The organism is Antarcticibacterium arcticum (assembly GCF_007993795.1).
Lineage (GTDB): Bacteria > Bacteroidota > Bacteroidia > Flavobacteriales > Flavobacteriaceae > Gillisia > Gillisia arctica.
Window position 1 is genome coordinate 2,984,450 of the sequence record NZ_CP042476.1, and the last position, 26,993, is coordinate 3,011,442.

General features: G+C 42.0%; 25 protein-coding genes. 16 read left to right on the forward strand and 9 right to left on the reverse strand.

The genetic code is table 11. The features are described from left to right. Positions 1–118: 118 nt before the first annotated feature. From FK178_RS13510 to FK178_RS13540, 7 genes are all read left to right on the forward strand, one after another. Complete coding sequence (locus tag FK178_RS13510; RefSeq protein WP_240793843.1) at positions 119–1,855, forward strand: tetratricopeptide repeat protein; 1,737 nt, start codon at positions 119–121, stop codon at positions 1,853–1,855. 13 nt (positions 1,856–1,868) lie between these two features. Beyond that, entirely contained in the window at positions 1,869–2,183 is a 315-nt protein-coding gene (locus tag FK178_RS13515) for a DUF4286 family protein (RefSeq protein WP_146836278.1), read from the forward strand. A gap of 134 nt (positions 2,184–2,317) precedes the next feature. Further along, complete coding sequence (locus FK178_RS13520; protein ID WP_146836281.1) at positions 2,318–2,743, forward strand: hypothetical protein; 426 nt, start codon at positions 2,318–2,320, stop codon at positions 2,741–2,743. A 180-nt stretch (positions 2,744–2,923) separates the two neighbouring features. Continuing rightward, entirely contained in the window at positions 2,924–3,760 is an 837-nt protein-coding gene (gene rsmA, locus FK178_RS13525) for a 16S rRNA (adenine(1518)-N(6)/adenine(1519)-N(6))-dimethyltransferase RsmA (protein ID WP_146836284.1), read from the forward strand. Next, positions 3,744–5,096 (forward strand): magnesium transporter, encoded by a 1,353-nt coding sequence (gene mgtE / locus FK178_RS13530; protein ID WP_146836287.1) that lies wholly within the window; start codon positions 3,744–3,746, stop codon positions 5,094–5,096. The genes rsmA and mgtE overlap by 17 nt, the downstream gene beginning before the upstream one ends. 20 nt (positions 5,097–5,116) lie before the next feature. Beyond that, entirely contained in the window at positions 5,117–5,482 is a 366-nt protein-coding gene (locus FK178_RS13535; protein ID WP_146836290.1) for a cupin domain-containing protein, read from the forward strand. A gap of 4 nt (positions 5,483–5,486) precedes the next feature. Then, positions 5,487–6,434, forward strand: a complete 948-nt coding sequence (locus tag FK178_RS13540) for a 2-hydroxyacid dehydrogenase (protein WP_146836293.1) — start codon at positions 5,487–5,489, stop codon at positions 6,432–6,434. Between the two features lie 603 nt (positions 6,435–7,037). Here the strand turns inward: FK178_RS13540 and FK178_RS13545 are convergent. From FK178_RS13545 to FK178_RS13575, 7 genes are all read right to left on the reverse strand, one after another. Then, positions 7,038–7,358 (reverse strand): GIY-YIG nuclease family protein, encoded by a 321-nt coding sequence (locus FK178_RS13545; RefSeq protein ID WP_146836296.1) that lies wholly within the window; start codon positions 7,356–7,358, stop codon positions 7,038–7,040. Between the two features lie 296 nt (positions 7,359–7,654). Then, positions 7,655–7,855, reverse strand: a complete 201-nt coding sequence (locus FK178_RS13550; RefSeq protein WP_146836299.1) for a YwbE family protein — start codon at positions 7,853–7,855, stop codon at positions 7,655–7,657. Between the two features lie 3 nt (positions 7,856–7,858). Beyond that, positions 7,859–8,503 carry an SDR family oxidoreductase gene (locus tag FK178_RS13555; RefSeq protein WP_146836302.1) on the reverse strand — a complete coding sequence of 215 codons (645 nt, stop codon included), beginning with the start codon at positions 8,501–8,503 and terminating at the stop codon, positions 7,859–7,861. Positions 8,504–8,595: 92 nt separating this feature from the next. Next, positions 8,596–10,401: a GNAT family N-acyltransferase gene (locus FK178_RS13560; RefSeq protein ID WP_146836305.1), complete on the reverse strand. Its 1,806-nt coding sequence runs from the start codon at positions 10,399–10,401 to the stop codon at positions 8,596–8,598. Between the two features lie 45 nt (positions 10,402–10,446). Continuing rightward, positions 10,447–11,700 carry an aspartate kinase gene (locus FK178_RS13565; protein WP_146836308.1) on the reverse strand — a complete coding sequence of 418 codons (1,254 nt, stop codon included), beginning with the start codon at positions 11,698–11,700 and terminating at the stop codon, positions 10,447–10,449. Between the two features lie 2 nt (positions 11,701–11,702). After that, positions 11,703–12,176, reverse strand: coding sequence for a GNAT family N-acetyltransferase (locus tag FK178_RS13570; protein ID WP_146836311.1), 474 nt, complete (start codon positions 12,174–12,176; stop codon positions 11,703–11,705). Positions 12,177–12,246: 70 nt separating this feature from the next. Then, the gene (locus tag FK178_RS13575) at positions 12,247–12,732 is read right to left on the reverse strand and encodes a GNAT family N-acetyltransferase (protein WP_146836314.1); all 486 of its coding nucleotides are present in this window, start codon (positions 12,730–12,732) and stop codon (positions 12,247–12,249) included. 117 nt (positions 12,733–12,849) lie between these two features. On the opposite strand from FK178_RS13575, the gene fbp reads away from it, so the two are divergent. Then, positions 12,850–13,860: a class 1 fructose-bisphosphatase gene (gene fbp, locus FK178_RS13580; protein ID WP_146836317.1), complete on the forward strand. Its 1,011-nt coding sequence runs from the start codon at positions 12,850–12,852 to the stop codon at positions 13,858–13,860. Positions 13,861–13,862: 2 nt separating this feature from the next. Here the strand turns inward: fbp and FK178_RS13585 are convergent, their stop codons facing one another. Then, positions 13,863–14,285 carry a tellurite resistance TerB family protein gene (locus FK178_RS13585; protein WP_146836320.1) on the reverse strand — a complete coding sequence of 141 codons (423 nt, stop codon included), beginning with the start codon at positions 14,283–14,285 and terminating at the stop codon, positions 13,863–13,865. A gap of 156 nt (positions 14,286–14,441) precedes the next feature. On the opposite strand from FK178_RS13585, the gene FK178_RS13590 reads away from it, so the two are divergent. From FK178_RS13590 to FK178_RS13610, 5 genes are all read left to right on the forward strand, one after another. Beyond that, positions 14,442–15,524 (forward strand): ligase-associated DNA damage response exonuclease, encoded by a 1,083-nt coding sequence (locus FK178_RS13590; protein ID WP_146836323.1) that lies wholly within the window; start codon positions 14,442–14,444, stop codon positions 15,522–15,524. Positions 15,525–15,561: 37 nt separating this feature from the next. Beyond that, positions 15,562–17,166 carry an ATP-dependent DNA ligase gene (locus FK178_RS13595; RefSeq protein WP_146836327.1) on the forward strand — a complete coding sequence of 535 codons (1,605 nt, stop codon included), beginning with the start codon at positions 15,562–15,564 and terminating at the stop codon, positions 17,164–17,166. A gap of 199 nt (positions 17,167–17,365) precedes the next feature. Next, positions 17,366–19,837 (forward strand): ligase-associated DNA damage response DEXH box helicase, encoded by a 2,472-nt coding sequence (locus FK178_RS13600; protein WP_146836330.1) that lies wholly within the window; start codon positions 17,366–17,368, stop codon positions 19,835–19,837. A 24-nt stretch (positions 19,838–19,861) separates the two neighbouring features. Then, positions 19,862–20,497, forward strand: a complete 636-nt coding sequence (pdeM, locus tag FK178_RS13605; RefSeq protein WP_146836333.1) for a ligase-associated DNA damage response endonuclease PdeM — start codon at positions 19,862–19,864, stop codon at positions 20,495–20,497. Positions 20,498–20,514: 17 nt separating this feature from the next. Further along, entirely contained in the window at positions 20,515–21,315 is an 801-nt protein-coding gene (locus FK178_RS13610; RefSeq protein WP_146836336.1) for a tryptophan-rich sensory protein, read from the forward strand. A gap of 154 nt (positions 21,316–21,469) precedes the next feature. Here the strand turns inward: FK178_RS13610 and FK178_RS13615 are convergent, their stop codons facing one another. Further along, a complete protein-coding gene (locus FK178_RS13615) occupies positions 21,470–22,822 on the reverse strand; it encodes a dihydrolipoyl dehydrogenase family protein (protein WP_146836339.1) in 1,353 nt (450 codons plus the stop codon). A 127-nt stretch (positions 22,823–22,949) separates the two neighbouring features. Here FK178_RS13615 and FK178_RS13620 point away from each other — a divergent pair, with 127 nt between their 5' ends. The 3 genes from FK178_RS13620 to mfd all read left to right on the forward strand — a co-directional run bounded on the left by FK178_RS13620 (position 22,950) and on the right by mfd (position 26,959). Continuing rightward, positions 22,950–23,192 (forward strand): addiction module protein, encoded by a 243-nt coding sequence (locus tag FK178_RS13620; protein WP_146836342.1) that lies wholly within the window; start codon positions 22,950–22,952, stop codon positions 23,190–23,192. Further along, positions 23,189–23,479 (forward strand): type II toxin-antitoxin system RelE/ParE family toxin, encoded by a 291-nt coding sequence (locus FK178_RS13625; RefSeq protein WP_146836345.1) that lies wholly within the window; start codon positions 23,189–23,191, stop codon positions 23,477–23,479. Before FK178_RS13620 ends, FK178_RS13625 begins: the two co-directional genes overlap by 4 nt. A gap of 99 nt (positions 23,480–23,578) precedes the next feature. Continuing rightward, positions 23,579–26,959 (forward strand): transcription-repair coupling factor, encoded by a 3,381-nt coding sequence (mfd, locus tag FK178_RS13630; RefSeq protein ID WP_146836348.1) that lies wholly within the window; start codon positions 23,579–23,581, stop codon positions 26,957–26,959. The last annotated feature ends 34 nt before the right edge of the window (positions 26,960–26,993 follow it).

Consider the following 26,993-nt stretch of genomic DNA (forward strand, 5'->3'; position numbering starts at 1 on the left):
ACCGGTGTGGATCTAATAGATTAACAGCATGAAAAATTTATCACACAACGCATTTTGTTATCTTTACAAAATGCGTTTTTTAATTCTCATAATTGCTTGTTTATTAATCAGTTTCGGTTTGTTTGCGCAAACAGATCAACTGGCCCGCAATTACCTGGACCAGGGTGAATATGAAAAGGCCTTAAAGACCTATCAGGATCTGGTGAAAGAAAATCCGGGGAATTCTACGTATTTCTACGGAATGATATCTGCCTACCAGCAACTTGAAGATTTTACTACCGCTGAAGCTTTGTTGCTTGAGCGAAAAGAAAGGTCTCCCAATAATCCTATGCTGCTCATTGAGTTGGGTTATAATGCATCCTTACAACGCCAGGAAGAAAAGGCGGGCCAATTTTATGAGGCAGCCCTCGCAGAACTTCAGGAAAGACCTAATTATACCTATTCTGTTGCGCGAAATTTTGAAAAATACAGTTTACTGGACCTTGCGGCCCGTGCTTACCAACAGGGGATGAAGTTAAACCCTGAGTCAAAATTTGACCTGCCTCTGGCACGTATTTTTGGAGAACAGGGGAAACTGGAGGAAATGTTTACCTCCTACCTGGATCTTATAGAAAAAGAACCTGTTATAAGCTATAATCTCATAAGGGAATTTGACAGGTATATACTTGAGGATACAGAGAATACTGCGAATGTGGTATTAAGAAAATTATTATTACAGCGCCTTCAGAAAAATCCGGGGATCATTTATAATGAATTGCTCGCCTGGCTTTTTGTTCAGCAAAAGGAATACGCTAAGGCATTTGCTCAGGAAAAAGCTATTTATCTCAGGAATGATAAGGACCTTCAAAGGATAATTCAGCTCACGGTAAATGCAAAATCAAACGGGGACCTGGAAGCGGCGAAGGAGATCGTTAGTTTTATAATTGAGGAAACCACTTCCTCCAACATCCTGCTGCAGGCATATCAATTGTTGCTGGATATGAAAATAGCTACATCAGGAGAGAAAGAGTATCCTGGAATAAAAAAAGAATATGAGGGCTTGTTAGCCCGTTTTGGGAACGGGCCAGAAACAATACGAATACAGCTGGATTACGCTGGTTTCAGGGCATTTAAAATAGGGGAGACCGCAGAAGGCATTAGCATGTTGCAGGAACTCGCAACCAAAAACCTTTCGGGATTTGACCTTGCGGCCACAAAAATGCAGCTGGCAGATATTCTCGTGCTCGAGGAAAAATTCAACCAGGCCCTTATCTTTTATTCCCAGATCCAAAACCTGGTGAAGAATGATGAACTCTCACAGGAAGCTAGATTTAAGGTTGCGAGGACCAGCTATTTTAAGGGGGATTTTGAATGGGCACAGAATCAACTAGATGTTTTAAAAGCATCCTCCTCCCAGCTTATTGCCAATGACGCTATGGAGTTGAGTATGCTCATAAAGGATAATTCCCGGGAGGATTCTACCCAAACCGCCTTGAAGAAATATGCCCGGGCAGATCTGCTTGCTTTTCAAAACAGATCTACTGAAGCAATTGCCCTGCTGGAAGATATCCTGCAAAATCATAAGGGCGAAAAAATGGAAGATGAAGCGCTGCTGAAGCAGGCCCTGCTATTTGAGGCCGAAGAGAACTGGACTAAAGCCGAAGCCAACTATTTAAAGATTCTGCAGCATTTTTACAAGGATATCCTTGCAGATAATGCCACCTTTTTCCTGGCTGAGCTTTATAATAAGAAGTTGAAGAACCCCGATAAAGCCAGGGAATTTTATGAGCAGATCATCTTTAATTTCCCCGATAGTATTTATTTTGTAGAGGCAAGGAGAAACTACCGGCAGCTTAGAGGAGATGCCATTGAGTAAACAAGAGCAAAAAATGTATATATACAACGTCACTATAAACATCCAGGAAGATGTTCACGATGAGTGGGTAAACTGGATGAAAAGAGAGCATATTCCAGATATGCTGAAAACAGATAAATTCACAAAGGCCTTGATGACCCGTGTGCTGGTTGAAGAGCAAATGGGAGGAATGACCTATTCTATACAGTATACGTTGGAAAGTAAAGAAATGCTGGACCGGTATTACAAGGAAAACGCAGCCGAATTGAGGGCAAAATCTACGCCTTTCGCAGGAAAATTTGTGGCTTTTCGTACTGAACTTGAGGTGGTAAGTGAACAAATAAAGTAAGTGGGTGCAACCCTCTAACAGGTCAAGTAATTATTTTCAGGGATAAGATATTATTTATCTAGCTTATTATCAGGACAAAAGGAATTTGAATTAAATTTAATAGGATTTCTAACGCTTATTAATAATTCAAACCTATGAAAGCAACGCAAAAATATTTGAGGCTTTTTGCCAGATTACTCATCTTTATCATGTTATTCCAAAGTTGCAATATCTACCGCTCAAAGCCGGTTAGTGTAGATACCGCGGTGGAATTTAACCGAAAAGTAAAAATTAAAACCAATAACAATAAGGTTTACAAATTCAATTCTCTCGAAAGGGAGGGCACAGATTTGTTTGGAATTGCGAAGGCCAATTCAAAAGAAGCCAAACTTATGGCTGAGAATATTGTAGAAAAAAATTATAGGGGTAAGTTTGTAAAAATTGGAATTGCAGAGAATTCTGTTCAAGAGGTCAAACTCAAAAATTACACAATGTCTGTCATTACTCCTATTGTAGTAGGGCTTGCAGTTTTTGTAGGATTATTGGCCTTTATTGCTTCTCAGCTGGTAATTTTCCCCTGAGAAGACCCTATTTTTTTACCGGCTATTGTTCAAAAATTTCGGGAAGAGCTTCCCTTAATATTTTTGCTTTCGCCTTAGCATACATATGTAAATACTATTTTTGTGCATTAAAGAACATATTGCACCCCAACAGCAAATTCTGAAGCGAATGAAGTGGAGGAGAATAGAGAAAAAATTAAAATGAAAAAGACCAGCAGTAAGAGTAGCCAGTTTAAGCCCCAACAGACGGCAGAGGGAGAGGTTAGAGCTAAAAAACATTTGGGTCAGCACTTTTTAACCGATGAGAAAACAGCTGAAAAGATAGCAGACTCTCTGAAGTTAGCAGGTTACAGGAATGTACTGGAAATTGGGCCTGGAATGGGGATTCTAACAAAATATCTTTTAAAAAAGGACATCAACCTGCACGTGATAGAGATAGACCGCGACAGCGTTGCCTATCTCGGGGAGAATTTTCCGGCATTGGAGGGCAAAGTCCACGAGCAGGATTTTTTAAAATATGATGTTCAAGCTGTTTTCAACGGTGAACCTTTTGCAATAATTGGCAATTTTCCCTATAATATCTCCACCCAGATCGTTTTCAAAACCCTGGAGAACCGGGACAGCATTCCTGAATTTTCGGGCATGTTCCAGAAGGAGGTCGCCCAGCGCATTGCCTCCCCACACGGGAATAAAACCTATGGGATCCTTTCTGTTCTCGCCCAGGCATTTTATGATATAGAATACCTTTTTACCGTTCCGCCTTCAGTATTTAATCCGCCTCCAAAGGTTGACAGTGGGGTCATACGTTTAACAAGGAAGGAAGACTTTTCCCTCCCCTGTAATGAGCGCCTGTTTTTCAGGGTTGTAAAAACAGCTTTTCAGCAGCGCAGAAAAACCTTAAGGAATAGTTTAAAAATTTTCCAGTTGCCGGATAATCTGCGCGAAGATGCTATCTTTGGGCAGCGACCTGAACAACTTAGCACCGAACAATTTATTGAGCTTACTTTAAAAATTCAACCTTATGCAATTTCAACTTAGTGATGAATTAATCCAGAATTTAGAGATCCTCATCGAAGAAAAGAACGATGCGGAACTCTTGTTGCTCCTGGAGGAAGTTCACCCTGCAGATATTGCTGAGATCATCACAGAGCTGGATCTGGATGAGGCTACCTATATCATAAAGCTTTTAAACAGCGAAAAAACTGCGGAAGCTCTTATGGAGCTGGAAGAAGGGGTAAGGGAAAGAATTCTTGACAATCTGTCTTCTAAAGAGATCGCAGAGGAGCTGGAGGAAATGGATACAGATGATGCCGCTGATATCATCGCTGAACTTTCTGAAGAACGGCAGCAAAGTGTAATCGCAGAGATCCAGGATGAAGAACACGCCGATAATATTGTAGAACTTCTTCGTTTTGACGAAGATTCCGCAGGGGGTCTTATGGCAAAGGAATTGGTAAAGGTTAATGAGAACTGGAGCGTTACCGGCTGTATGGCTGAAATGCGTGCCCAGGCCGAAAATGTTACCCGGGTGCATTCCATTTATGTGGTAGATGATAAAAATAAGTTGAAAGGACGACTTTCATTGAAAGATTTGATCACAGCACCAAGCAAAGCCAATATAAGCGATGTTTATATTCCAAAAGTAGATTACGTAAATGTTCATACTCCCGGAGATGAAGTAGCCAGAATTATGCAGAAATATGACCTTGAAGCCATCCCGGTGGTAGATGAGATGGGCAGGCTGGTAGGAAGGATTACGGTAGATGATATTATTGATTTTATAAAAGACGAAGCCGACAGAGATTACCAGATGGCTGCAGGTATCTCTGAAGATGTGGAGGCAGATGACAGTATCTTAAAACATACACGCGCCCGTCTTCCCTGGCTAATACTAGCCTTACTGGGAGGTTTTATAAGTGTTACTGTTCTTGGCACTTTTGAAGGGGCCATGGAGCAATATGGAGCCCTGTTCTTTTTTGTGCCGCTAATAGCCGCGATGGCCGGAAATGTAGGTGTTCAATCATCTGCCATTGTATTGCAGGGACTTGCCAACAACACATTAAGAGGATCACTTATGAACCGGTTGGTAAAAGAAGTAGGCCTAAGCTTGCTCAATGGGGTAGTGCTTGCGGTTATGCTTACCCTTGGAGGCACATATTTGCTTGGATTTGATCTTATTTACGGGGTGACTGTGGGCATATCTTTAATTTCGGTAATCGTGATTGCGTCTTTGATTGGAACTTTTGTACCTATTATTCTTGATAAACAGGGAATAGATCCTGCAATGGCCACGGGGCCTTTTATAACCACCAGTAATGATATTTTTGGGATCCTTATTTATTTTTCTATCGCGAAAGCCATTCTCGGATTTTAAATCTTAAGCAGTTGTTGCCCATGAAACCAATCAATCTTCCCGAAAAACTGAGAAAATTCAGTGAGTATTGGCATCCGCATCAAATAGCTGTGGTAAATGATATGCAGGTATTGCTGGCCAAAGTAAAGGGTGAATTTGTATGGCACCAACACGATGAGGAGGATGAACTGTTCCAGGTAGTAAAAGGAACCCTTTTTATTCAGTTTGAAGACAGGACAGAGGAGGTTAAGGAAGGAGAGCTTATTGTGGTTCCCAAAGGTGTAAAGCATTGTCCTATGACCCGGAATAATGAAGAAGTACATATAATGCTCTTTGAGAAGCTAAGTATTCAGCATACAGGAAATACCGAAAGTGCTCTCAGGGTAGAAGAATATCCCAAAATCTAACCGAATGATCATTCTCCATATAGACAGTAACCATCCCTCACTTTTAAAACAACTGCAGGCCGCGGGGCACCATAATATTGAAGGTTATACCCTTTCAAAAATGGAGATCCTTGAAACAGGCCATTTGTACGAGGGAATTGTTATAAGGAGCAGGTTTGATATAGACAGGGCATTTATGGAAGCCCTTCCAAATTTGAAGTTTATTGCGCGCGTAGGAGCAGGCCTGGAAAGCATAGATGTTGATTTTGCTGAAAGCAGGGGGATCTCCCTGTTCTCGGCCCCGGAAGGCAACCGAAATGCAGTGGCAGAACACGCCTTAGGAATGATCTTATCGCTTTTCAATAAACTAAATAAGGCCGACCGCGAAGTGCACAAGGGGTTTTGGCATAGGGAGGCCAACCGCGGTATCGAGCTCGATGGAAAAACCGTGGGAATAATTGGTTATGGAAATATGGGAAAAGCCTTTGCAAAGAAACTTCGCGGATTCGAAGTTGGGGTGCTGTGTTATGATATAAAAGCCGGCGTGGGAGATGAAAATGCCCGGCAGGTAGGATTAGAAGAACTTCAGGAAAAGGCAGATGTTATAAGCCTTCACACCCCTTGGACCCCAGAAACCAACCGAATGATAAATTCAGAATATATCAATGGGTTCAAAAAACCCTTTTGGTTTATTAATACTGCCCGTGGTAAAAGTGTAGTAACTCAGGATCTGGTTACAGCTTTGATACAAGGGAGGATCCTGGGCGCCGGCCTGGACGTGCTGGAATATGAAAAAAGTTCTTTTGAAAGCCTCTTTGCTGAAAAAGAAATGCCCGAGGCCTTACAGGAATTAATGTTCCTTGAAAACGTGCTTTTCACCCCCCATGTAGCGGGTTGGACCCTTGAATCTCACGAGAAATTAGCCGCGACTATTGCCGGAAAGATCCTTGCGAAGTTTGGAAAAGGAGAGTAAGAATTATTGAGAAATGAGAAGTGAGTAAGGCTGAGTGTAACTTCGTTTAGATTGGAAAGCTTCAGTAGTCAGGCTGAGCCTGTCGAAGCTTTTTTATGTAAAAAAAGATATCAGGTTTTCTTTGATAAGTCTTCTTCAGTAGGTTCACATAGTTATTTTCCTTCAATCATACACACTTCGACAAGCTCAGTGTGACAAGCCCAGTGTGATTTCATTTAAATTGGTAATCTTCAGTAGTCAGGCTGAGCTTGTCGAAGCCTTCGGTTAAGAAAAGGAACGTAATCCTATATAAAAAAATCATCAGAAGAAGGCTCAATTTGATGTTTTTTGTCGATCAAGCACACTTCGACAAATTCGGAGTGACTTCGTTTGGATTGGTAAGCTTCAGTAGTCAGGCTGAGCCTGTCGAAGCTTTTTAATGTAAAAAAACGATATCAGGTTTTCTTTGATAAGTCTTCTTCAGTAGGTTCACATAGGTATTTATTTCTGTCAATCATACACACTTCGACAAGCTCAGTGTGACAAGCTTAGTGTGAAAAGCGGAGTATGAGGAGCCAAACTCCTTCAGTCAGGCTGAGCCTGTCGAAGCCGTATTCTCCAGATTTAATCTGTAGAGGATTCCCTATTGTTACCAAACTCGGTATAGTTTTTTGAATATTTTACTACTCTGGCCCAATTCTCCTCAATAAGAGCTATTTTCTTTCTCCTGCTCCAACCTTTTAATTGTTTCTCGGTTTTAAATGCAGACTCTGGATCCGAAAATTGTTCAAACCACTTTAAACTAACCGGCCTTCGTTGAAAAGTATAAGCGGAGGGATAAATTCCTGCATTATGCTCAATCAATCTTTTATAAAGATTTGATGTTACGCCCACATAAAAGGAATCGTCACTACATTGTACCATGTACACAAAAAAGATTTTCATACTTCTCGGAAGATTTATTTAATCAATGATTCTTTAATCAACCCCACTTCGACAAGCTCAGTGTGACAAGTTCAGTGTGATAAGCGCCGTATGAGGAGCCAAACTTCTTTAGTCAGGCTGAGCCTGTCGAAGCCCTTCTGTGTAAAAAATTTAAATCGATATTTTATTGATAAGTCTTTTTCCGCAGGCTTACATTTTCAAACCTTCCATTAAACATGACGCACTTCGACTAGCTCAGTGTGACAAGCTCAGTGTGACAAGGCAGTATGACAAACAGTGGGGCAAGTATAACCCTCCTACGCCAACATACTCACCACCTTCTGTACCCGGCCTACTTCCCCGGTTTCCAGACGCACTTTAATGCCGTGGGGGTGAATGGGGGATTTGGTGAGAATAGTGGCTACCACCCCTTCTGTAAGGGTACCGCTGCGCTGGTAATGTTTTTGGATAATAAGAACCGTGGTTCCGGGCGCAATCTCTTTTCTTGTGGGTATCATAACTTATCTGCTTGCCTCGATAATAGCCGATTTAATGGACTCTTCCCCTTCAATTGCTTCAATGATCTTATTTTTTACTAGGGGATCTGCCAGGCTCATCACCAGTAAAAATGCCACATCATCCCTGGAGATTTCACCTTGTTTGTCAAGTTTTTCAGCAAGCTTCACTTTGGCCAGTCCCAGGTCATCATTTAATGCTCCGGGGCGTAGGATGGTATAAGGAATCCCGCTTTGAATTAAGTGCTCATCTGCTTTTTTCTTCGCCTCCAGGTAGGTTTGAAGTTTTGGATGTGAGGAAGGATCATCGGCACCCATGGAGCTAAGCATTACAAACTTCTTTATTCCTGCTTTTTTTGCAGCGTCTATAATTTTGATGGCGCCTTTCTGGTCTATTTCAATAGTTTTTTCCTCCCCCGTATCACCTCCTGAACCCGCTGCGAATATTACCTTGTCAATCCCTTTTAATGCGTTATCTACCTCCTTTTCAAGATCGGCCAGAACAGTTTCAATATCCATATCATTAAAGATCTCCTGTTGTTCTTTCTTGCGCACCATGGCGATAGGTTCAAAGCTTTGGGAATTCCGCAGGATCTCTATAACCCGTTTTCCCGTATCTCCTGTAGCTCCAACAATTAATATCTTTTCCATCCTTTTATCTTTTATAACTGAAAGATAAGAATAGCCTGCTCTATTGACAAACCCTTTAAATTGAATAACAAGAGATTAACAGATGTTAACAGCTAACCCAAATTCAGGGCTTTCTCTTCGAGTTCTTTCTGGAATTCCTCCAAAACCGGTTTTACGGTACTTTCAGGGAGATCGGCAATTTTAATATACATTAATCCGTCAACCGCATTATTGAATAAAGGATCTACATTAAATGCAACCACTCTGGCATTCTGTTTAATATACTTTTTGATCAATACCGGCAATCTTAGGGTATCCGGTTCCAGTTCTTCAATGAACTTGTCAAACTTGTTTAGATCTGCCTCGCTGGAATCAAAGATCATCTCTTTGTCTTCATCTTTAAGTTTTACAATAAATTCCTTTTTAGGCCTTATATATTGCGCCACATCATTGTCAAAAAAGTTGGATCTCATAAATTCTATCATGAGCGATTTGGAGAAATTGGAGAATTTGTCGCTTATGGTGACCCCGCCAATAAGGAATTTATGTTCAGGAAAACGAAGGGTGCAATGCACTATTCCTTTCCAAAGTAAAAATAAAGGCATTGGTTTTTGCTGATACTCTTTTATAATAAAAGCCCGGCCCATTTCTATAGATTGGCTCATCATTTTATATAGTTCAGGTTCAAACCTGAACAGGTCCTGAAGGTAGAACCCATCGATCCCATATTTTTGGAAGATCTCGTTACCCATACCCATCCTGTAAGCTCCGGCCACTTTTTTAGCCTCATTATCCCACAGGAACATATGATAATAATAATTGTCAAATTTATCCAGGTCTACAGACTTGTTGGTGCCTTCTCCAATTTCCCGAAAGGTAATTTCCCTAAGTCTTCCTATTTCGTTTAAAATATTGGGGATAATTTCCCTGCGTGCCAGAAATACTTCATAGTTTTTACTTTCCAGCAACCGTTTGTCCATATGCCGGCAATTCTCAATTTCAGCCTCAATTAAATTATGACAGGTTTCGCCCGCTATATTTTGCGGTGGGGCCTTTGGAAGTTTAAGCGTTTTAGGGATTTTGTCTATAAGGCGTTTCCTTTCAAAGGAGTTTGCAAGCATATAAGTTTTCCTGCGCAAAAATGCCGTAAAAGTTTCAAGATTTGGAAGTGCCGAAAGTTCCTCGGGGGAAATTGCATTCCCAATCCTTACCTTGATCTTTCGCTTTTTTTGAGAGAGCATCTCACTGGGTAATTTGGCAGTTCGCAAAATATCGCTAAGCCCTGCCAAACGATAAAAGAACATGCTGTTTTTTGCATGAAAATAAATGGGTATAACGGGGACATTGGCTTTTTGAATAAGCTTCATAGCTCCGGGTTCCCACGGCCGGTCTACAATGCTCCTTTCATCTCTGTAAGTAGATACTTCCCCGGCCGGAAAGATCCCCAGGGCATGGCCATTTTTTAAATGGGCAATGGCTTCTTTTAATCCGGACAGACTGGACTTTGCATCTTTATGATCTTCAAAAGGATTTACAGGCATAATAAAAGGCTTAAGAGGATCAAGCCTGTGCAAAAGAAAATTGGCAATTACCTTAAAATCGCTGCGTTGTGCCAACAAGGTTTTTAAAAGGATCATTCCATCTATCCCACCAAGGGGGTGATTGGAGATGGTAACAAACGGCCCTGTTTTAGGTATTCGCTTCAGGTCCTTTTCGGGAATTTCAAAATCTATTTCAAATCCATTCAGAATGGACGTAATAAATTCCTCACCCTTAAGGTGTTTTCTTTTTTCGTATTCCCGGTTTATGGTTGAAAGGCGGGTAGTGCGCAAAATAACCCACCCAATGGAAGTTCCCAGAAAACCAAGTTTGTCCAGGTTCATCACTTTAGCTACTTCCTTCGAACTTACAATCCCCATTTTTTAATGATTTTTATAAATATACTTAATTGTGGTTAAAGCGTTCTAATTCCTGGAAACCAACTGTACCGTATTTTGCATAACCTGCTTAAGCAGGATATCCTTATCTTTTTCCAATGTTTTTAAAGCAGTTTCATTAAAATGGCGAATGGTATAAAGTGATACTCCGGGTACGTAGGTTACCTTAAACCGCGCTTTTAAATGTTGAATAAGTTTTTCAAGGTTGTTGAACCTGTTATCTACACAAACCGCAAAACTTATCGCCGAATTCTGTATAAGGTCTACCTTCATCTGATACTGGTGAAAAAGCCGGAAGATCTCACTAATATTTTCCTCTACCATAAAAGAAAAATCAAGCGTAGATAAGGAGATCAAAACCTGGTCCTTTTTAATAATGAAACAAGGAATTTCGGGATTTAGTGGCTGGCCTTTTCTTACGGTGGTTCCTTCTCCCTGCGGATCAATGAATGATTTAACATAAAGTGGAATTTCCTTTCGCTGTAAAGGCTGCAGGGTTTTTGGATGGATAACCGAAGCTCCAAAAAAGGCCAGTTCTATTGCTTCTTCATAAGAGATCTGTTTGAGCAGCTCGGGATTTTCAAATGCCCTTGGGTCGGCATTCAATACCCCCGGAACATCTTTCCAAATCACCACTTTATCGGCATTAATACAATAGGCGATAATGGCAGCGGTATAATCACTTCCTTCCCTTCCCAGGGTGGTGGTAAAGTTATTAGCATCGGCTCCAATGAATCCCTGGGTGAGATAAAGTTTCCCGGGCCGAAGCTGGTTTAACACATTCTCCTGGGTTTGTTCCCAATTCACCGTCGCATCGCGATAGGTGCTGTTTGTTTTTATAAGGTTCCTTGCATCAAGAAGCGTATGGGATATACCGTTATCCTTTAAAAATTCACTCAAAATGGCAGAGGAGAGTAATTCTCCAAAAGACACAATTTGATCATACACAAAATCATATTGAGTAGATTTATTGTGTTCCATAAAATTTTCTAGCTCAGAAAAAAGCACTGCAATGCTGTCGAAAACGGGATGATGTGAATTTTCAAAAAGTTCACCCGCAATTTTGAGATGGTAATTTTTTACAGCGGAAATTTCTTCAGAAGGAATTGAAAGGCTTTGCAGATATTTGCTTATCACTATTTCAAGGGCATTGGTCATTTTTCCCATTGCCGAAACTACAATTACCTTATCATCAAATCCGGTGAACTTAAGCACCTGAAGCACATTTCTTACCGATGGGGCATCTTGTACCGAAGCACCTCCAAATTTGAATATCTCCATATCTATTTTTTGATATTCCGTTTAATTCCGGTTTCATCCATATGCACGGTGTACCAGTTCTTTTTAATATCGGCTCCCGTGTTTTCGTAGAATTCAATAGCGTTTTTATTCCCTTCAGAAACAACCCATTCCACTCGTTTCACTCCGTTCTCATAACCATACTCTACCACTTTTTGATAAAGCGCGCCTCCCAACCCTGTGCCTCGCATGGAGGCTCTTACAATAAGGTCTTCCAAGTGCACGGTGCGGCCTTTCCAGGTGGAGAACCTGAAATAAACCAGGGCCATTCCTTCTATTTTTCCTTCAACATCGGCCACAAAACATTTGAAGTTCCCATTGTCAAACCCCTCTTCTTCAAGGTCTTTTAAACCAATCTCTACCTCTTTTGAGGCATTCTCGTAGGCTGCCAGTTCTTTAATAAGTTCAAGAACCTGTGGCATATCTTCCCGTTTTGCTTCTCTTATTGTATAGTTCATTATATTGACTTTTTACAAATTTAGCAATTGAATAAGGACTAACCTTGGAATGGACAGCTTTTAAGATTTTTTAAGTTTTGTTTCCCCCAATATAGCGTTTCATAACCTGCTCATCCATTTGCACCGTATTCCAGTCTTTAAACACAGTGGCCCCGCTGCGTTCATAGAAATCAATTGCAGGTGTATTCCAGTCCAGCACTACCCATTCACATCGTTTAACCCCCTGCTCCAGTGCATATTCGATTACCTTTTTATATAAAGCACCACCCAGGCCTGTTCCCCGTTTTTCATGGCGCACAATAAGGTCCTCCAGATGTACTGTTCGACCTTTCCATGTGGAGAACCTGAAATAAACCAGGGCCATACCCTCAATTCTTCCGTTTAGTTCTCCCACAAAACAGGTGAATAAGGGATGCTTTCCCAAACCTTCCTTTTCCAGATCCCGCACAGTTACTTCCACAGCATCGGGTTCCTTTTCAAATACTGCCAGTTCCTTTATGAGTTCCAGGATTTGCGGCAGATCTTCCTTTTTAAATTTTCGTATTGTGTATTCCATTCGTATGTTAATTGTTTCAAAAATAAGGAACCTTGAGCTTATATAAATCACGAAAACGTTGTAGTACCTTAATAATTTGAATATTTTTACCACCTCAAAAAAACAGAACAAATCAAAATGCCCAAAAAGAATCAAACCTTAGGTGAATTTATAATTGAAAATCAGTCAGATTTTGCCTATTCATCAGGGGAGTTATCCCGTTTAATAAATTCCATCAGGCTGGCTGCCAAAGTGGTAAACCATGAAGTAAATAAGGCCGGCCTTGTTGATATTATTGGGGCATATGGCGAAACCAATGTACAGGGGGAGGACCAGCAAAAGCTGGATGTGATGGCCAATGAGACTTTTATCCAAACCCTTACCAACAGGGAAATAGTTTGTGGGATAGCTTCTGAAGAAAGTGATGATTTTATAACTATTCCGGGATGTAATAATGATCACCGGAATAAATATGTGGTACTTATAGATCCGCTGGACGGCAGCTCTAATATAGATGTTAACGTGTCTGTGGGGACTATTTTTTCTATATACCGCAGGGTGACCCCATTGGGTACACCGGTGACAAAGGAAGATTTTCTTCAGGCAGGTAATAATCAGGTTGCCGCGGGCTATATTATTTACGGCACCTCAACTATGCTGGTATATACTACCGGAAGGGGAGTGAATGGGTTTACCCTTAACCCTGCCCTGGGTTCCTGGTATCTTTCTCATCCCGAAATGAAATTTCCTGAAACGGGCAGGATCTATTCAATAAACGAGGGGAATTATGTTCATTTTCCTCAGGGCGTAAAAGACTATATTAAATATTGCCAGGAGGAAAAGGAAGACCGGCCTTACACCTCAAGATATATTGGCTCCATGGTGAGCGATATTCACCGGAATATGATCAAGGGTGGGATCTTTATTTATCCCAAGAGCTCAACGGCAACTAACGGTAAACTTCGATTGTTATATGAATGCAACCCTATGGCATTCATTGTAGAGCAGGCGGGAGGTAAAGCAACCGACGGGTTTAGACGCATCATGGATATACAGCCTACAGAATTACACCAAAGAATTCCTTTCTTCTGCGGAAGTACAAAAATGGTGGAAAAAGCCGAAGAATTTATGGCCAAAAATGAACGTTGACCTTATCTTGTAAGCAGGTATTTGTAATCTTCGAAATCCAGTTCTCCTGAAAAGATCTGGATTGACCTGGTAATGATCTTTTCAGATTGTTCCTGGGAAAAACCAAGGCCAATAGCATATCTTTTTAATAAATGTGCTTCATCTTCATCCATTTCATGATTAGCAAAAATGATCACAAAAAGGTCATGTAGGGTAGAAAGCCTTCTTTCATAGGAATTGGGAGGGTGAATTGGATAGGCATTTGGGTTATCAACCACTTTAATATATTCCTCATCGCTTATATCAAGTTTGGATGCAAAGCGGCGCAATAATTTTTCTTCACGCTGGCTTATTTCCCCGTCTATTGCAGCCATATTAACAATAGCCGCAAAGTGGCCTAAATTTCTAACATGCTCCCCGGAGCCATACAGATCTGAAAATGACATTTCTTTAATTTTTATATGATACAAATATACTTAAACCTTTAGGCATTTGAAATCAATATTATTCAAAAAATGAGGGTTTACAATCGCTAATCTTTTCTTAATCGCTAAGAGCAAGGCTTGTAATTTTCATAATTTCATTAATTCTTAAAGAACTAAATGAAGCAGCCATTATTAGCTTTTAACAATAAAGGGATCTACTGTGAGGTGGCAAATGTATACCTGGATCCATGGAAACCCGTAGATAAGGCCATTATTTCCCACGGGCATGCAGATCATTCCCGATGGGGCCACAAACAGTATATCACGCATCATACAAATGTTCCTATAATTAAACACCGCCTTGGAGAAATAGAGGTGGCAGGTAAAGACTGGAATGAAACTTTTACAATAAACGGGGTTAAATTTTCCCTGCATCCCGCAGGACATATAATTGGCTCTTCCCAAATACGGGTAGAATACAAAGGAGAGATTTGGGTATTTACAGGCGATTATAAAACCGAAGATGATGGCGTGGCAGTACCCTATGAAGTTGTAAAATGCCACACCTTTATTACCGAATGCACCTTTGGACTGCCCGCATTCACCTGGACACCCCAGGTAGAAGTGATGAAAAAGATAAACGAATGGTGGCAGCAAAACCGGGAAGACGGGCGAACCTCCATACTCTTTGGTTATTCCCTGGGCAAGGCGCAGCGCCTGCTTAAACATCTTGATCCATCTATAGGGAAGATATATACCCATGGGGCTATAGAAAATATGACTGAAGTAGTTAGACCCTTGATAAATATGCCCGAAACCATCAGGGTCACACGAGAGACAAAAAAAGAGGAATTGAAAGGCAACATAGTTCTGGCACCGCCAAGTGCCCATGGGTCTCCCTGGATAAGGAAAATGGTTCCCTATGTTACCGGGTCGGCAAGTGGCTGGATGGCATTCCGGGGAGCAAGAAGGCGAAGAGCAATAGATAAAGGTTTTGTATTAAGCGATCATTGTGATTGGGAAGGATTATTGAGCTCCATAAAAGCTACCGGTTGTGAGAAAGTAATTTGCACCCATGGCTATACAGATATTTTTTCAAGATATCTCTGCGAGCTTGGATACGATGCCCGTACAGAGGAAACCCAATATGAAGGTGAAATGGGAGAAATGGAAAGCAAGGGTGAGAATGCAGATGACCTTGTTCCCGATGAGGAAAAAGCAAATGTCAAAATAGCATCAAATAAAAATAGTAATTCATAAATAGCCCCTTTTTAATAAGAGAGGTCGCTGGGAGAGGATGAAAAATTTTGCAGAACTTATTAGTAAGCTGGATAGCACCAATAAAACCACCTTAAAAGTGGAGGCGCTCACGGAGTATTTTCGGGTTGCAGATGACAGGGATAAGGTTTGGGCTATTGCCATCCTGTCGCACCGCCGCCCACCCCGCCCGGTTAACACTACTTTACTAAGAACCTGGGCTTCAGAACTGGCAAATATTCCCCTCTGGTTGTTTGAAGATTCCTATCACATAGTGGGAGATCTTGCAGAAACCATTGCATTGGTGATCCCGGTATCTGAAACCAATTCCGAAAAAAGCTTGACCCAGTACCTGTTGGAAATTATAGAACTCAAATCAAAAACCGAAGAGGAGAAAAAGCAATATCTATTTGAGAATTGGACTGAACTTAATTATTACGAGCGCTTTGTCTTCAGCAAGCTCATAACGGGAAGTTTCAGGATAGGCGTAAGTCAAAAATTAATGACCCGCGCGCTTGCTAAAGCTACCAATGTAGATGAAGATATTCTCGCCTATAAACTTATGGGCAACTGGGATCCCGCCAGGATCACTTTTACCCAGTTGATACTCGAGGAAAATGAAGAAGATTACCTTTCCAAACCCTATCCATTCTACCTTGCATATGCTATCGAAAATGAAGTGGATGCCCTTGGGGATGTGCGGGATTGGACCGCAGAACATAAATGGGACGGGATTCGCTCGCAGGTGATAATTCGTAATGATGAATTATTTGTATGGAGCAGGGGAGAAGAACTGGTGACCGATAAATATCCGGAATTCCGCGCATTTATTGATGCCATCCCCAACGGCACGGTGCTGGACGGGGAGATCCTCCCGTTTCCTGAAGGGGAAATAGGCACTTTTAATGACCTGCAAACCCGGATAGGCCGTAAAACAGTTTCTAAATCCCTCCTTGAAAAAACCCCGGTCATTCTGAAAGCCTATGATGTGCTGGAGTGGGAGGGAAAAGATATAAGGGAGATAGCTTATGCTGAAAGAAGGATAATACTTGAAAAACTGTATTCTGAAATTTCTTCGGAATATCCTGCCGGAAGGTTTCCGCTCCACCTCTCAGAAACCATTTCTTTTACCCATTGGGATGAGGTAGCGGCAGAAAGAGAACGCGCCCGCGAAGAACGATCGGAAGGCCTGATGCTTAAAAGACTCGACTCACCATATCTGGTAGGAAGAAAAAAGGGAGACTGGTGGAAGTGGAAGGTTGCCCCGCTTACGATTGATGCGGTCCTCACCTACGCTATGCGTGGTCATGGAAGAAGAACCAATCTATTTACAGATTATACTTTTGGGTTATGGGATGAGGAGAAAAAAGAGCTGGTCACTTTCGCGAAAGCCTATTCGGGTCTCACCGATGCCGAATTTAGAAAAGTGGATGCCTGGATTAAGAAGAACACCCTCGAACGTTTTGGCCCCGTGAGAAGTGTGGTGCCACACCACGTTTTCGAGATTGCTTTTGAAGGTGTAGCCGAATCTAAACGCCACAAAAGCGGGGTCGCCACAAGATTTCCAAGAATTCTGCGATGGCGACAGGATAAAAAGATAGAAGAAGCTAATACTATAGAAGATTTGAAGGGGTTGATACAGTAAAAGCCCCCCAACCCCCGAAGGGGGAGTTTGAACCAGATTTATAAATAAAAATTTAGTTCCTTGAATTTTTTCCCGTGGATACCGCAGATTAAAAGCAGATTGTCGCAGAACAACTTCCAAAAATCTGCGGCAATCTGCTATAATCTTTTTAAATCTGCGGGAAATTTAACCCTTGCAAAAAATAAAAGTTGATGATCAAATGAACCAAACACAACTTATAAAATTAGCAGAATCCTGGTTTGAGGGGCAGGGGTGGAAGCCTTTTGCTTTTCAAAAACAAACCTGGAAAGCTTATTTCCACGGGAAGAACGGGTTGTTGAACGCTCCCACCGGGAGCGGGAAGACCTATGCGCTCTGGATCCCTGTTGTGTTGGAATACATAAATAATAATCCCGATTATAAGACCAAGCGCAAACCGGGATTAAAAGCCATATGGATAACCCCATTGCGGGCGCTGTCTGTAGAAATTGAACAAGCCGCCAGTCGATTTGCAGAGGAAATGGGCACTCAGCTTACTGTTGGAATCAGAACAGGTGATACTTCAATGAAAGATCGTGCTGCCCAGAGAAAATCTATGCCGGACCTGTTGATTACCACACCCGAAAGCCTGCAGCTGCTCCTTGCATCCAAAGATTATGACAAGACCTTTAAAAATCTCAACGCTATTATCATTGATGAGTGGCACGAGCTGCTGGGAACAAAACGCGGAGTGCAGGTAGAGCTGGGTCTTTCCCGATTGAAGACGGTGTCAAAAAAGATGAAGATCTGGGGTATTTCGGCGACTATAGGAAACCTGCAGGAGGCAAGGGAAGTGTTGTTGGGACCGGCGTCCCCGGCTTACCAGAATTCAGAATTGATAAGGGCTCATCTCAATAAAAAGATCACCGTGAAATCCATCATTCCGGAGAAAATGGAAAAATTTCCGTGGCGTGGTCATCTGGGAATGCACCTTATCGCTGAGGTGGTGCCCATTATAAGAGCTTCGAAAACAACACTTATTTTTACCAATACCCGCTCGCAATGTGAACTTTGGTTTCAGAAATTAATGCACCTGTATCCCGAGTTTGCTGGCGAGGTAGCGATGCACCACGGGAGTATGGCCAAAGAGACCCGGATTTGGGTGGAGCAGGCAATACGAAATGAAAGTTTGAAAGCCGTGGTGTGTACTTCCAGTCTTGACCTGGGGGTAGATTTTGCTCCCGTTGAAACCATTATCCAGATAGGAGGGCCCAAAGGTGTGGCGAGGTTTATTCAACGGGCTGGACGAAGTGGTCACCAGCCGGGAAAAGAAAGCATTATTTATTTTCTCCCTACCCACGCAATTGAACTCATAGAAGCTTCGGCCTTGCAAAAAGCAGTGAGCGAAACGGTAGTAGAAGACAGGATCCCATACTTGCTGAGTTTTGATGTCCTGGTGCAGTATTTAACCACTCTCGCTGTTTCCAACGGATTTTTTCCGAAGGATATTTATCCAGAGATCAAAGCTACTTTCTGCTTCCAGGGAATAACCGATGAACAATGGAAATGGCTGCTCAATTTTATCACAAAAGGGAGTCAGAGCCTGCAGGCTTATGACGAATACAAAAAAGTAGCGATCGAGGAAGACGGTCTTTTTAAGGTGAATGACCGCGGGGTAGCGATGCGGCACCGCCTGCAAATTGGCACAATTGTAAGCGACGCTATGCTGAGCGTAAAATTTATGAGTGGGGGCTATATTGGAACTATCGAGGAATGGTTCATTTCCAAACTTACCCCGGGCGACTCTTTTACCTTTGCGGGGAGAAATCTGGAACTCGCGCGTATCAAAGGAATGCAGGTTCTGGTAAGGCCCTCAAAGAAAAAGAACTCCAAAGTTCCCAGCTGGCTGGGAGGGAGGATGGGTTTTTCAGCCCAAATGAGCGAACTCCTTCGCGAGGAAATGTATGCAGCCCAGGAATCGGCGCTGGCCGGTGGCGGGAAGTCCCGTGAGCTTTCGGCCTTGCAGCCAATTTTCGAGCGGCAGCAGCGGGAATCTATCATTCCCGGGAAAAATGAATTTTTAATAGAGACCTTTAAGACCCGGGAAGGCTATCACGCGATATTTTATCCCTTTGAGGGCCGGTTCGTGCATGAGGCATTAAGCAGTTTGCTTGCTTACCGCATTAGCTTGCTGTCGCCCATAAGTTTTACGCTGGCTTTTAATGATTACGGATTTGAATTACTCTCTGACCAGGAAATTGATATGCAACAGGTCCTGGATAATGATCTTTTTTCTTCTTCCTACCTTATGAATGACCTGAACAACAGCCTGAATTCAACCGAAATGGCGCGAAGAAAATTTCGCGATATAGCCGTTATTGCGGGGATGGTGTTTACAGGATTTCCGAATAAATTGATCAAGAGCAAACATTTACAGGCCAATTCGCAATTGCTGTTTAGTGTCTTCAGGGATTATGAACCCGAAAATCTTTTGTTCCTGCAGGCTTTCCGGGAAACCTTTGAACATCAATTAGAGGAAGGGAGATTAAGGCTGGCGCTGGAAAGAATTTCCAGTCAAAACATCATCTGGAAAGCCTGTGAGAAACCTACTCCCTTTGCTTTCCCGATTATTACCGACAGACTGCGTGAAAAATTAACTTCAGAAAAACTGGAAGATCGCATAAAACGGATGCTGCTTCAGTGGGAAAAATAGAGAGAAATTCGATATTTTTGCCGCGTGATAGAAAGAATTGAGATAAAAGGGCAAAATTTTAGTTTACATCCTTCCGGTGTAATGTTTTGGGAAGAGAAACAAATGCTTCTTATAAGCGATGTGCATTTGGGAAAGATCTCCCATTTTAGAAAATATGGCAGTGCAGTTCCGCAGAATGCCATTGCCCAGAATTTTGAACGTTTATCTGAAGTGGTTGATTATTTTCAACCATCCCGTATTTGTTTTCTGGGAGATTTGTTTCACAGTTCCCTCAACCTGGAATGGGATCTTTTTGAAAACTGGATGCAGGACATTTCTGCACAGGTAATGCTGGTAATAGGAAATCACGATATTATTTCAGAATTAAAATATGAAGCCCTTCGTATCAGGATATTTCCTGAATTGATCATTGATGATTTTTTGCTCACCCACCATCCCGAAGAACGGGAAGAACACTATAATATCTGCGGCCATTTACACCCGGGCTATAAACTCAATGGTGTGGGAAGGCAGCAATTAAAGCTGCGGTGTTTTTACAAAAGCGATGTGCAAATGATACTTCCGGCCTTCGGTGAATTTACCGGAAATTATTGGATAAGGCCAAATGTTGGGGATAGGGTGTATGCAATTACAAAAAAAGAGGTAATTTTAGTGTACTAACTATCAAAGTACCTGGAATGTCCCGAAATCTTACCATTCTGAATTTACTTTCAGTGATATTGGTTATTATTGTAAACTACATTTCCCAAACCCTTCAGTTTAATAACAATACAATTGGCAGTTTGAGCCAGGAATACCGGAATCTTTTCACCCCCCAGGGCTACGCTTTCTCAATATGGGGAATTATTTTTATCGCTCTTCTTGTTTATTGTGGTTACCAGATCTATTGCGCTTTTTTTAGTGAGCGGGATGCCGATTTTATTGCCCAAACAGGTCCCTGGTTTGCCCTTGCCAATTTCGCCAATGCGGGTTGGGTAGTGGTGTGGTTATTTGAGTTCACAGGCCTCTCGGTCATATTTATGTTCGTGATCCTGTTCTCTCTTATTATGGTGATACGAAATACCCGGATGGAAAAGTGGGATGCGCCATTCAGCACCATCGCGTTTACCTGGTGGCCTATTTGTTTATATGCAGGCTGGATCACAGTGGCAACCATTGCCAATGTAGCCTCCTTTCTCTCAAAAATTGGCTGGGACGGCTGGATCTTTACCGAAAGGCAATGGACAATAATTATGATCCTTGTAGCAGTGTTTATCAACCTTTTGATCATCTACAGAAGGAATATGCGCGAATTTGCTGCAGTTGGTATCTGGGCGCTCATCGCGATCTATGTAAGGCATAGTTACCGTATGCCCATTATTGGGTATGTTGCCCTAGGCGGGGCGGTAATTATTGGAATTTATGCTCTTTATCACGGCTACATAAACCGAAAAACCAATCCTATGTATAAGTTGGTAAAGGGGGATCACAGGGAATAGTGAGTAGTGAGGAGTAAATAGGTTTTTTGTTTGGGGTTTGTAGTTTATTGTTGGGATAAATTAGTGAATAGTGAGTGATGATTAGTGCATAGGTTTGTCTGTTTTGGTGTTTAAATCTTGAATTTTGAACCTTGAATTTTGAACCTTGATTCTGCTATACCATCCCCTTTACATCATTTCCCCAGGTAGGATAAGCGAAGATCATCTCCTTTAATGTTTCGTGATCAGTTTTGGTGTTAATAGCCATGGCAAAAAGGTTGATCACTTCTGCGGCTTCGGGCCCAATTAAATGTGCGCCCAGGATCAATCCTGTTTTTTTATCCACAATAGTCTTGTAAGCATACACCTTTTCATTGATCCTTTTGGCATTGAACCAATCTGCTACCTCCTTATGTTCAATAATGATCTCGTGACCCTTTTCCTTTGCCTCTGCTTCCAATATTCCTACGGAAGCAAGGTTGGGTAGGGTAAATACCACCGAAGGCTGCGCAGGGTACACCGCCTTTTTCATTTTTTTATTTAGGAGGTTGTGCGCCACCACATCTGCTTCCAGGGAAGAAAGAGGAGTGAGGGCCAAACCGGCACTATCTGAGACATCCCCGCAGGCAAATACATTTTTATTAGTTATGTTTTGCAAAAAGTCATTCACGCTAACCCCTTTTTTGCTGAAGGCCACATTTCCCTTTTCGAGATCAAGATCTGCAATAGAAGGTACTCTTCCGGCGGTGTTAAACAACATTTCTGCTTTCACTGAAATTTCCCTTCCACCTTGATTTGCTTTCACTCTAAAATTCTTTCGCAACTTTTCAATTCCGCTTACTTCGGCATTAAAGTGGAATTTTATTCCCAGGTTTTCCGATGTTTTTACGAGGAGGTTAACCAGATCCTCATCAAAATTCATCAGGGGCCGTGGTGCAAAATCCAGCATAGTAACTTCTACGCCAAATCGTGCGGCAAGATGGGCAAATTCCATCCCAATATAACCCGCCCCAATGAAGATCATACTTTTGGGAAGTTCCTTTAAATTCAGGAAATCATCACTTATTAGGGCGAGTTCTCTACCCGGAATGGGAAGTTCCATAGGTACCTGCCCGGTGGCGATAACTATATTGGTGGCTGAAATTGTCTTTCCTTCGACAGATAAAGTTTGTTCATCAAGAAATTTAGGGGACTGGTGATACAGGTCGATTCCCAGGTCCTTTAAGTTCTTCTCTGTTGCAGCGGGAACAGCATCCACAAAAGTGTACTTGAAAAGCATCAAATCCTCCCAACTTATCCCTGGTAATTTTGTAATACCCTTGCCCAGCATTTTTTCAGCCTTTTCAAGGATCTCTGTTACCCCCAACAGCACTTTTTTAGGATCGCAGCCGGCATTGGCACAGGTGCCTCCGTATTCACGATTATCTGCCATTCCCACAGTCAATCCCGCGCTTGCGCAGGCTTTCGCCACATTTTTTCCGGCTGTACCGGTACCAATTATAAATACGTCGTAATCCTTAAATGCCATTTGGAGGGTTAATTTGTGGAAATTTACCCATACTGCGGCTGTTATGCTGTTATTAAAATGGTAAAATAATTTTCTATAATTTTAATATAATGCTTAAATTGACAGTAACCGATTTTTTATAATTATTATGGAAGCCGAAGCCCTGAAAAAGACCGTCCTGAAATATATTGATGAAGCCGATGAGCGACTACTTAAAATTCTCAAGGCCTTAATAGAAAGTTATCTGGAAGGTGAGAAAAATCAACCGGAACTATATGAAGAAGATTATGAGGAGATTGACAGGCGAAGAGAAGCATATTTGGGAGACCCGGAAGATTCTTATACCTGGGATGAGGTAAAGGAAAGTATTAGGAATGCTTCCAAAAAATGATCTATAAAATTAAAATAATTCCTAAGGCTAAGGACGAAATTAATGAGGCTTATTTCTATTATGAATCCGTCAAGGCGGGATTAGGTGAAAGATTTATAAAACATCTTGAAAGTTATTTTATAAGAATCACGAAGACCCCCGAGCAGTTCCCCCTAAAGAGAATGCCATATCGTGAGGCCTTTATTAAAAAATTTCCATACCTGATTATTTTTGAGATTCGGAAAACAGAAATAATTGTCTATTCGGTATTTAATACCTGGCAAAATCCCCAAAAGAAGGTGTTGTAATTGTGATTTATTCAAAAGTATTTTTTTCAGCCCTAATCAAAAGTTAAAAAAAGCCTTGAGGTGTTGTAAAGGCAAAATGATGGAATTACCTTTGCCTCAATGAGTAAAACTTCTATTGCCCAAAATTTTGCGAAGTCTCTGCCACAACAGAAACTGCGGGATTCCCTCGTCCAGTCCTCAAAAAATACAACGAAAATTCACCTGAAAGGCCTTGTTGGTTCGGCACTTTCTTTTTCAATTGCCGATGCATTTGAAGAGGTAGAAATGCCCTTTTTACTGGTTTTTAATGACAAGGAAGAGGCTGCATACTACCTCAATGACCTGGAACAACTGGTGGGGGATAAAAATGTGCTTTTCTATCCGGGCAGTTACCGCCGTCCTTACCAGCTGGAGGAGACAGATAATGCCAATGTGTTATTGCGGGCTGAGGTTTTAAACCGGATAAATTCCCGTAAGAAACCAGCAATTATTGTTACCTATCCCGATGCGCTTTTTGAAAAAGTAGTAACCCGGAAAGAGCTGGACCGTAGCACCCTTAAAATAGCTGTGGGAGATCATCTTTCCCTGGATTTTGTGAATGAGGTGTTGTTTGAGTACAAGTTTAGAAGGGTAGATTTTGTGACAGAGCCTGGAGAATTTTCGGTAAGGGGTGGGATCATAGATGTGTTCTCCTTCAGCAATGATGAACCGTACAGGATCGAGTTTTTTGGAGATGAGGTAGACAGTATGCGAAGCTTTGATGTGGAAACCCAGCTTTCTACAGAGCAGGTGAAGAAGATCTCTGTAATGCCGAATGTGGAGAACAAAAAATTGGATGAGAAGCGCGAAAGTTTTCTGAAGTATATCGCAGCAAATACTACGGTATTCATAAAGGATCTCGACCTGTTTACCGCGCAAATGGATAAACTCTTCAGCAAAGCGGTGGAGGCTTTTAAAACCACTTCAGAAGAAATAAAACGCAGCACGCCTGAGGAGCTCTTTTGTAATGCAGAGATGATCAAAAGGCAGATGCTGGATTTTAATGTAGTGGAACTCAGTACGCAATCATACCTTGGTGCGCAGGAGGTTATCGAATTCAACACGAAACCCCAGCCCTCTTTTAATAAGCAGTTCGACCTGTTGATAGACAACCTTATTGAAAATACAGAGGCGGGTTATTCCAATTATATTTTTTGCGTAAGCGAGCAGCAGGCGAAACGTTTTCACGATATTTTCGACGATCAGGAGCGGGAGGTGAAATACCATACCCCTGTGCTTTCTATGTTTCAGGGCTTTATTGATCATACTTCAAAAATGGCCTGTTATACAGACCACCAGATCTTTGAACGCTATCACAAATTTCAGCTTAAGAATGGCTATGCTAAAAAACAGGCGATAACACTTAAGGAACTTACCAACCTGGAAGTGGGCGATTATGTTACTCATATTGACCATGGAATAGGGAAATTTGGCGGGCTTCAAAAAATAGATGTTGAAGGAAAAATGCAGGAAGCGATCAAGTTGGTATACGGCGAGCGCGATATTTTGTACCTGAGCATTCACTCCCTGCACAAGATTTCAAAATTCAACGGCAAGGACGGGAAACCGCCAAAAATATATAAGCTGGGTAGCAATGCCTGGAAGAACTTAAAGGAAAAGACCAAATCGCGCGTAAAGCATATTGCTTATAATCTCATCGAGTTATACGCCAAACGAAGGTTGCAAAAAGGCTTTGCCTTTGGGCCCGATTCCTACTTGCAGCACGAGCTCGAGGCCTCCTTTATTTATGAAGATACTCCAGACCAAACAACGGCGACGGCGGCGGTGAAGGAAGATATGGAAAACGAACGCCCCATGGATCGCCTGGTGTGCGGGGATGTTGGCTTCGGAAAGACAGAAGTCGCCATTCGCGCTGCTTTTAAAGCGGTAGATAATGGCAAGCAGGTGGCAGTTTTAGTGCCCACAACCATTCTGGCATTCCAGCATCATAAAACATTTACTGAAAGGCTGAAGGATTTTCCGGTTACGGTAGATTACCTTAACAGATTCCGAACCGCGAAAGAGCGCCGGGACACCCTGGCTGATCTTGAGAACGGGAGGGTGGATATCATTATTGGAACACACCAGCTGGTGAGCAAAACGGTTAAATTTAAAGATCTGGGATTGCTTATTGTAGACGAAGAACAAAAATTTGGAGTTGCTGTAAAAGATAAGCTGAAGACCATCAAGGAAAATGTGGACACTTTAACCTTAACGGCAACGCCAATTCCACGTACACTACAATTCAGCTTAATGGCCGCGAGGGACCTTAGTACAATTACCACCCCGCCACCAAACCGTTACCCTATTGAAACCCACGTGGTGCGGTTTACAGAGGAAAGTATCCGCGATGCGATCTCGTATGAGATCCAGCGGGGAGGGCAGGTGTTCTTTATTCACAACAGGATTGAGAATATCAAAGAAGTCGCGGGTCTCATCCAGCGACTGGTGCCCGATGCTAAAGTTGGTATAGGCCACGGGCAAATGGAAGGAAAGAAACTGGAGAATTTAATGCTTTCCTTTATGAACGGCGAATTTGATGTACTGGTTTCCACAACTATTATTGAAAGTGGTCTTGATGTTACCAATGCCAATACTATTTTTATCAATAATGCCAATAATTTCGGACTTTCAGATCTGCACCAGATGAGGGGGCGCGTGGGCCGAAGCAATAAAAAGGCATTTTGCTATTTTATCACTCCGCCATACTCGGCAATGACAGATGATGCGAGAAAAAGAATCACCGCTCTGGAACAGTTCAGCGAACTGGGCAGCGGGTTTAATATCGCAATGAAGGATCTTGAGATCCGCGGGGCGGGAGACCTGTTGGGTGGCGAGCAAAGCGGATTTATCAACGAAATAGGCTTTGACACCTACCAGAAAATATTAAATGAAGCCATTGAAGAGCTCAAGGAAAATGAGTTTAAAGATTTGTATGCGGAATCTGAGAATATTGAAGACAAAGTCTTTGTGAAAGACACCCAGATAGATGCCGATTTCGAATTGCTGTTTCCTGATGATTACATCAACAATATTTCAGAAAGATTAAATCTTTACACCGAATTAAACGGAGTGAAGACCGAAGAAGAACTGCAAAAATTTGAAGCTAAACTGGTAGACCGTTTCGGAGAATTGCCCACCCAGGCCGCAGATCTTTTGAACAGCGTGCGTATAAAATGGATCGCGTCCCACATTGGTTTGGAAAAAGTAGTGATGAAACAAGGCAAATTAATAGGCTATTTTATTGCCGATCAACAATCTGGTTTTTACCAGACCTCTGCATTTACCAGGGTACTGCAATACGTTCAAACTCATTCGAATTCCTGTACCATGAAGGAGAAGAAAACCAGGGCCGGGTTGAGGCTTTTATTAACTTTTGAGAAGATCACTTCAGTGGAGCGGGCTTTGAAAGTTTTGGAGCCTTTAGATATCAGGGTGAAGGAGGAGGTTGAAGGAAAATAATCCTTCCTAAAAGGCCTATTAGTGAAATTATTTG

Bases quoted from the DNA above. Each gene is read 5' to 3' on its own strand.
- fbp (WP_146836317.1), top strand. From the start codon at position 12,850: ATGCCCAAAAAGAATCAAACCTTAGGTGAATTTATAATTGAAAATCAG.
- FK178_RS13610 (WP_146836336.1), top strand. From the start codon at position 20,515: ATGTCCCGAAATCTTACCATTCTGAATTTACTTTCAGTGATATTGGTT.
- FK178_RS13555 (WP_146836302.1), bottom strand. From the start codon at position 8,503: ATGGAAAAGATATTAATTGTTGGAGCTACAGGAGATACGGGAAAACGG.
- FK178_RS13545 (WP_146836296.1), bottom strand. From the start codon at position 7,358: ATGAAAATCTTTTTTGTGTACATGGTACAATGTAGTGACGATTCCTTT.
- FK178_RS13540 (WP_146836293.1), top strand. From the start codon at position 5,487: ATGATCATTCTCCATATAGACAGTAACCATCCCTCACTTTTAAAACAA.
- FK178_RS13595 (WP_146836327.1), top strand. From the start codon at position 15,562: ATGAAAAATTTTGCAGAACTTATTAGTAAGCTGGATAGCACCAATAAA.
- FK178_RS13515 (WP_146836278.1), top strand. From the start codon at position 1,869: ATGTATATATACAACGTCACTATAAACATCCAGGAAGATGTTCACGAT.
- FK178_RS13520 (WP_146836281.1), top strand. From the start codon at position 2,318: ATGAAAGCAACGCAAAAATATTTGAGGCTTTTTGCCAGATTACTCATC.
- FK178_RS13550 (WP_146836299.1), bottom strand. From the start codon at position 7,855: ATGATACCCACAAGAAAAGAGATTGCGCCCGGAACCACGGTTCTTATT.
- FK178_RS13620 (WP_146836342.1), top strand. From the start codon at position 22,950: ATGGAAGCCGAAGCCCTGAAAAAGACCGTCCTGAAATATATTGATGAA.
- FK178_RS13535 (WP_146836290.1), top strand. From the start codon at position 5,117: ATGAAACCAATCAATCTTCCCGAAAAACTGAGAAAATTCAGTGAGTAT.
- mgtE (WP_146836287.1), top strand. From the start codon at position 3,744: ATGCAATTTCAACTTAGTGATGAATTAATCCAGAATTTAGAGATCCTC.
- FK178_RS13565 (WP_146836308.1), bottom strand. From the start codon at position 11,700: ATGGAGATATTCAAATTTGGAGGTGCTTCGGTACAAGATGCCCCATCG.
- FK178_RS13625 (WP_146836345.1), top strand. From the start codon at position 23,189: ATGATCTATAAAATTAAAATAATTCCTAAGGCTAAGGACGAAATTAAT.
- FK178_RS13575 (WP_146836314.1), bottom strand. From the start codon at position 12,732: ATGGAATACACAATACGAAAATTTAAAAAGGAAGATCTGCCGCAAATC.
- rsmA (WP_146836284.1), top strand. From the start codon at position 2,924: ATGAAAAAGACCAGCAGTAAGAGTAGCCAGTTTAAGCCCCAACAGACG.
- FK178_RS13590 (WP_146836323.1), top strand. From the start codon at position 14,442: ATGAAGCAGCCATTATTAGCTTTTAACAATAAAGGGATCTACTGTGAG.
- FK178_RS13585 (WP_146836320.1), bottom strand. From the start codon at position 14,285: ATGTCATTTTCAGATCTGTATGGCTCCGGGGAGCATGTTAGAAATTTA.
- FK178_RS13570 (WP_146836311.1), bottom strand. From the start codon at position 12,176: ATGAACTATACAATAAGAGAAGCAAAACGGGAAGATATGCCACAGGTT.
- FK178_RS13600 (WP_146836330.1), top strand. From the start codon at position 17,366: ATGAACCAAACACAACTTATAAAATTAGCAGAATCCTGGTTTGAGGGG.
- mfd (WP_146836348.1), top strand. From the start codon at position 23,579: ATGAGTAAAACTTCTATTGCCCAAAATTTTGCGAAGTCTCTGCCACAA.
- FK178_RS13560 (WP_146836305.1), bottom strand. From the start codon at position 10,401: ATGGGGATTGTAAGTTCGAAGGAAGTAGCTAAAGTGATGAACCTGGAC.
- FK178_RS13615 (WP_146836339.1), bottom strand. From the start codon at position 22,822: ATGGCATTTAAGGATTACGACGTATTTATAATTGGTACCGGTACAGCC.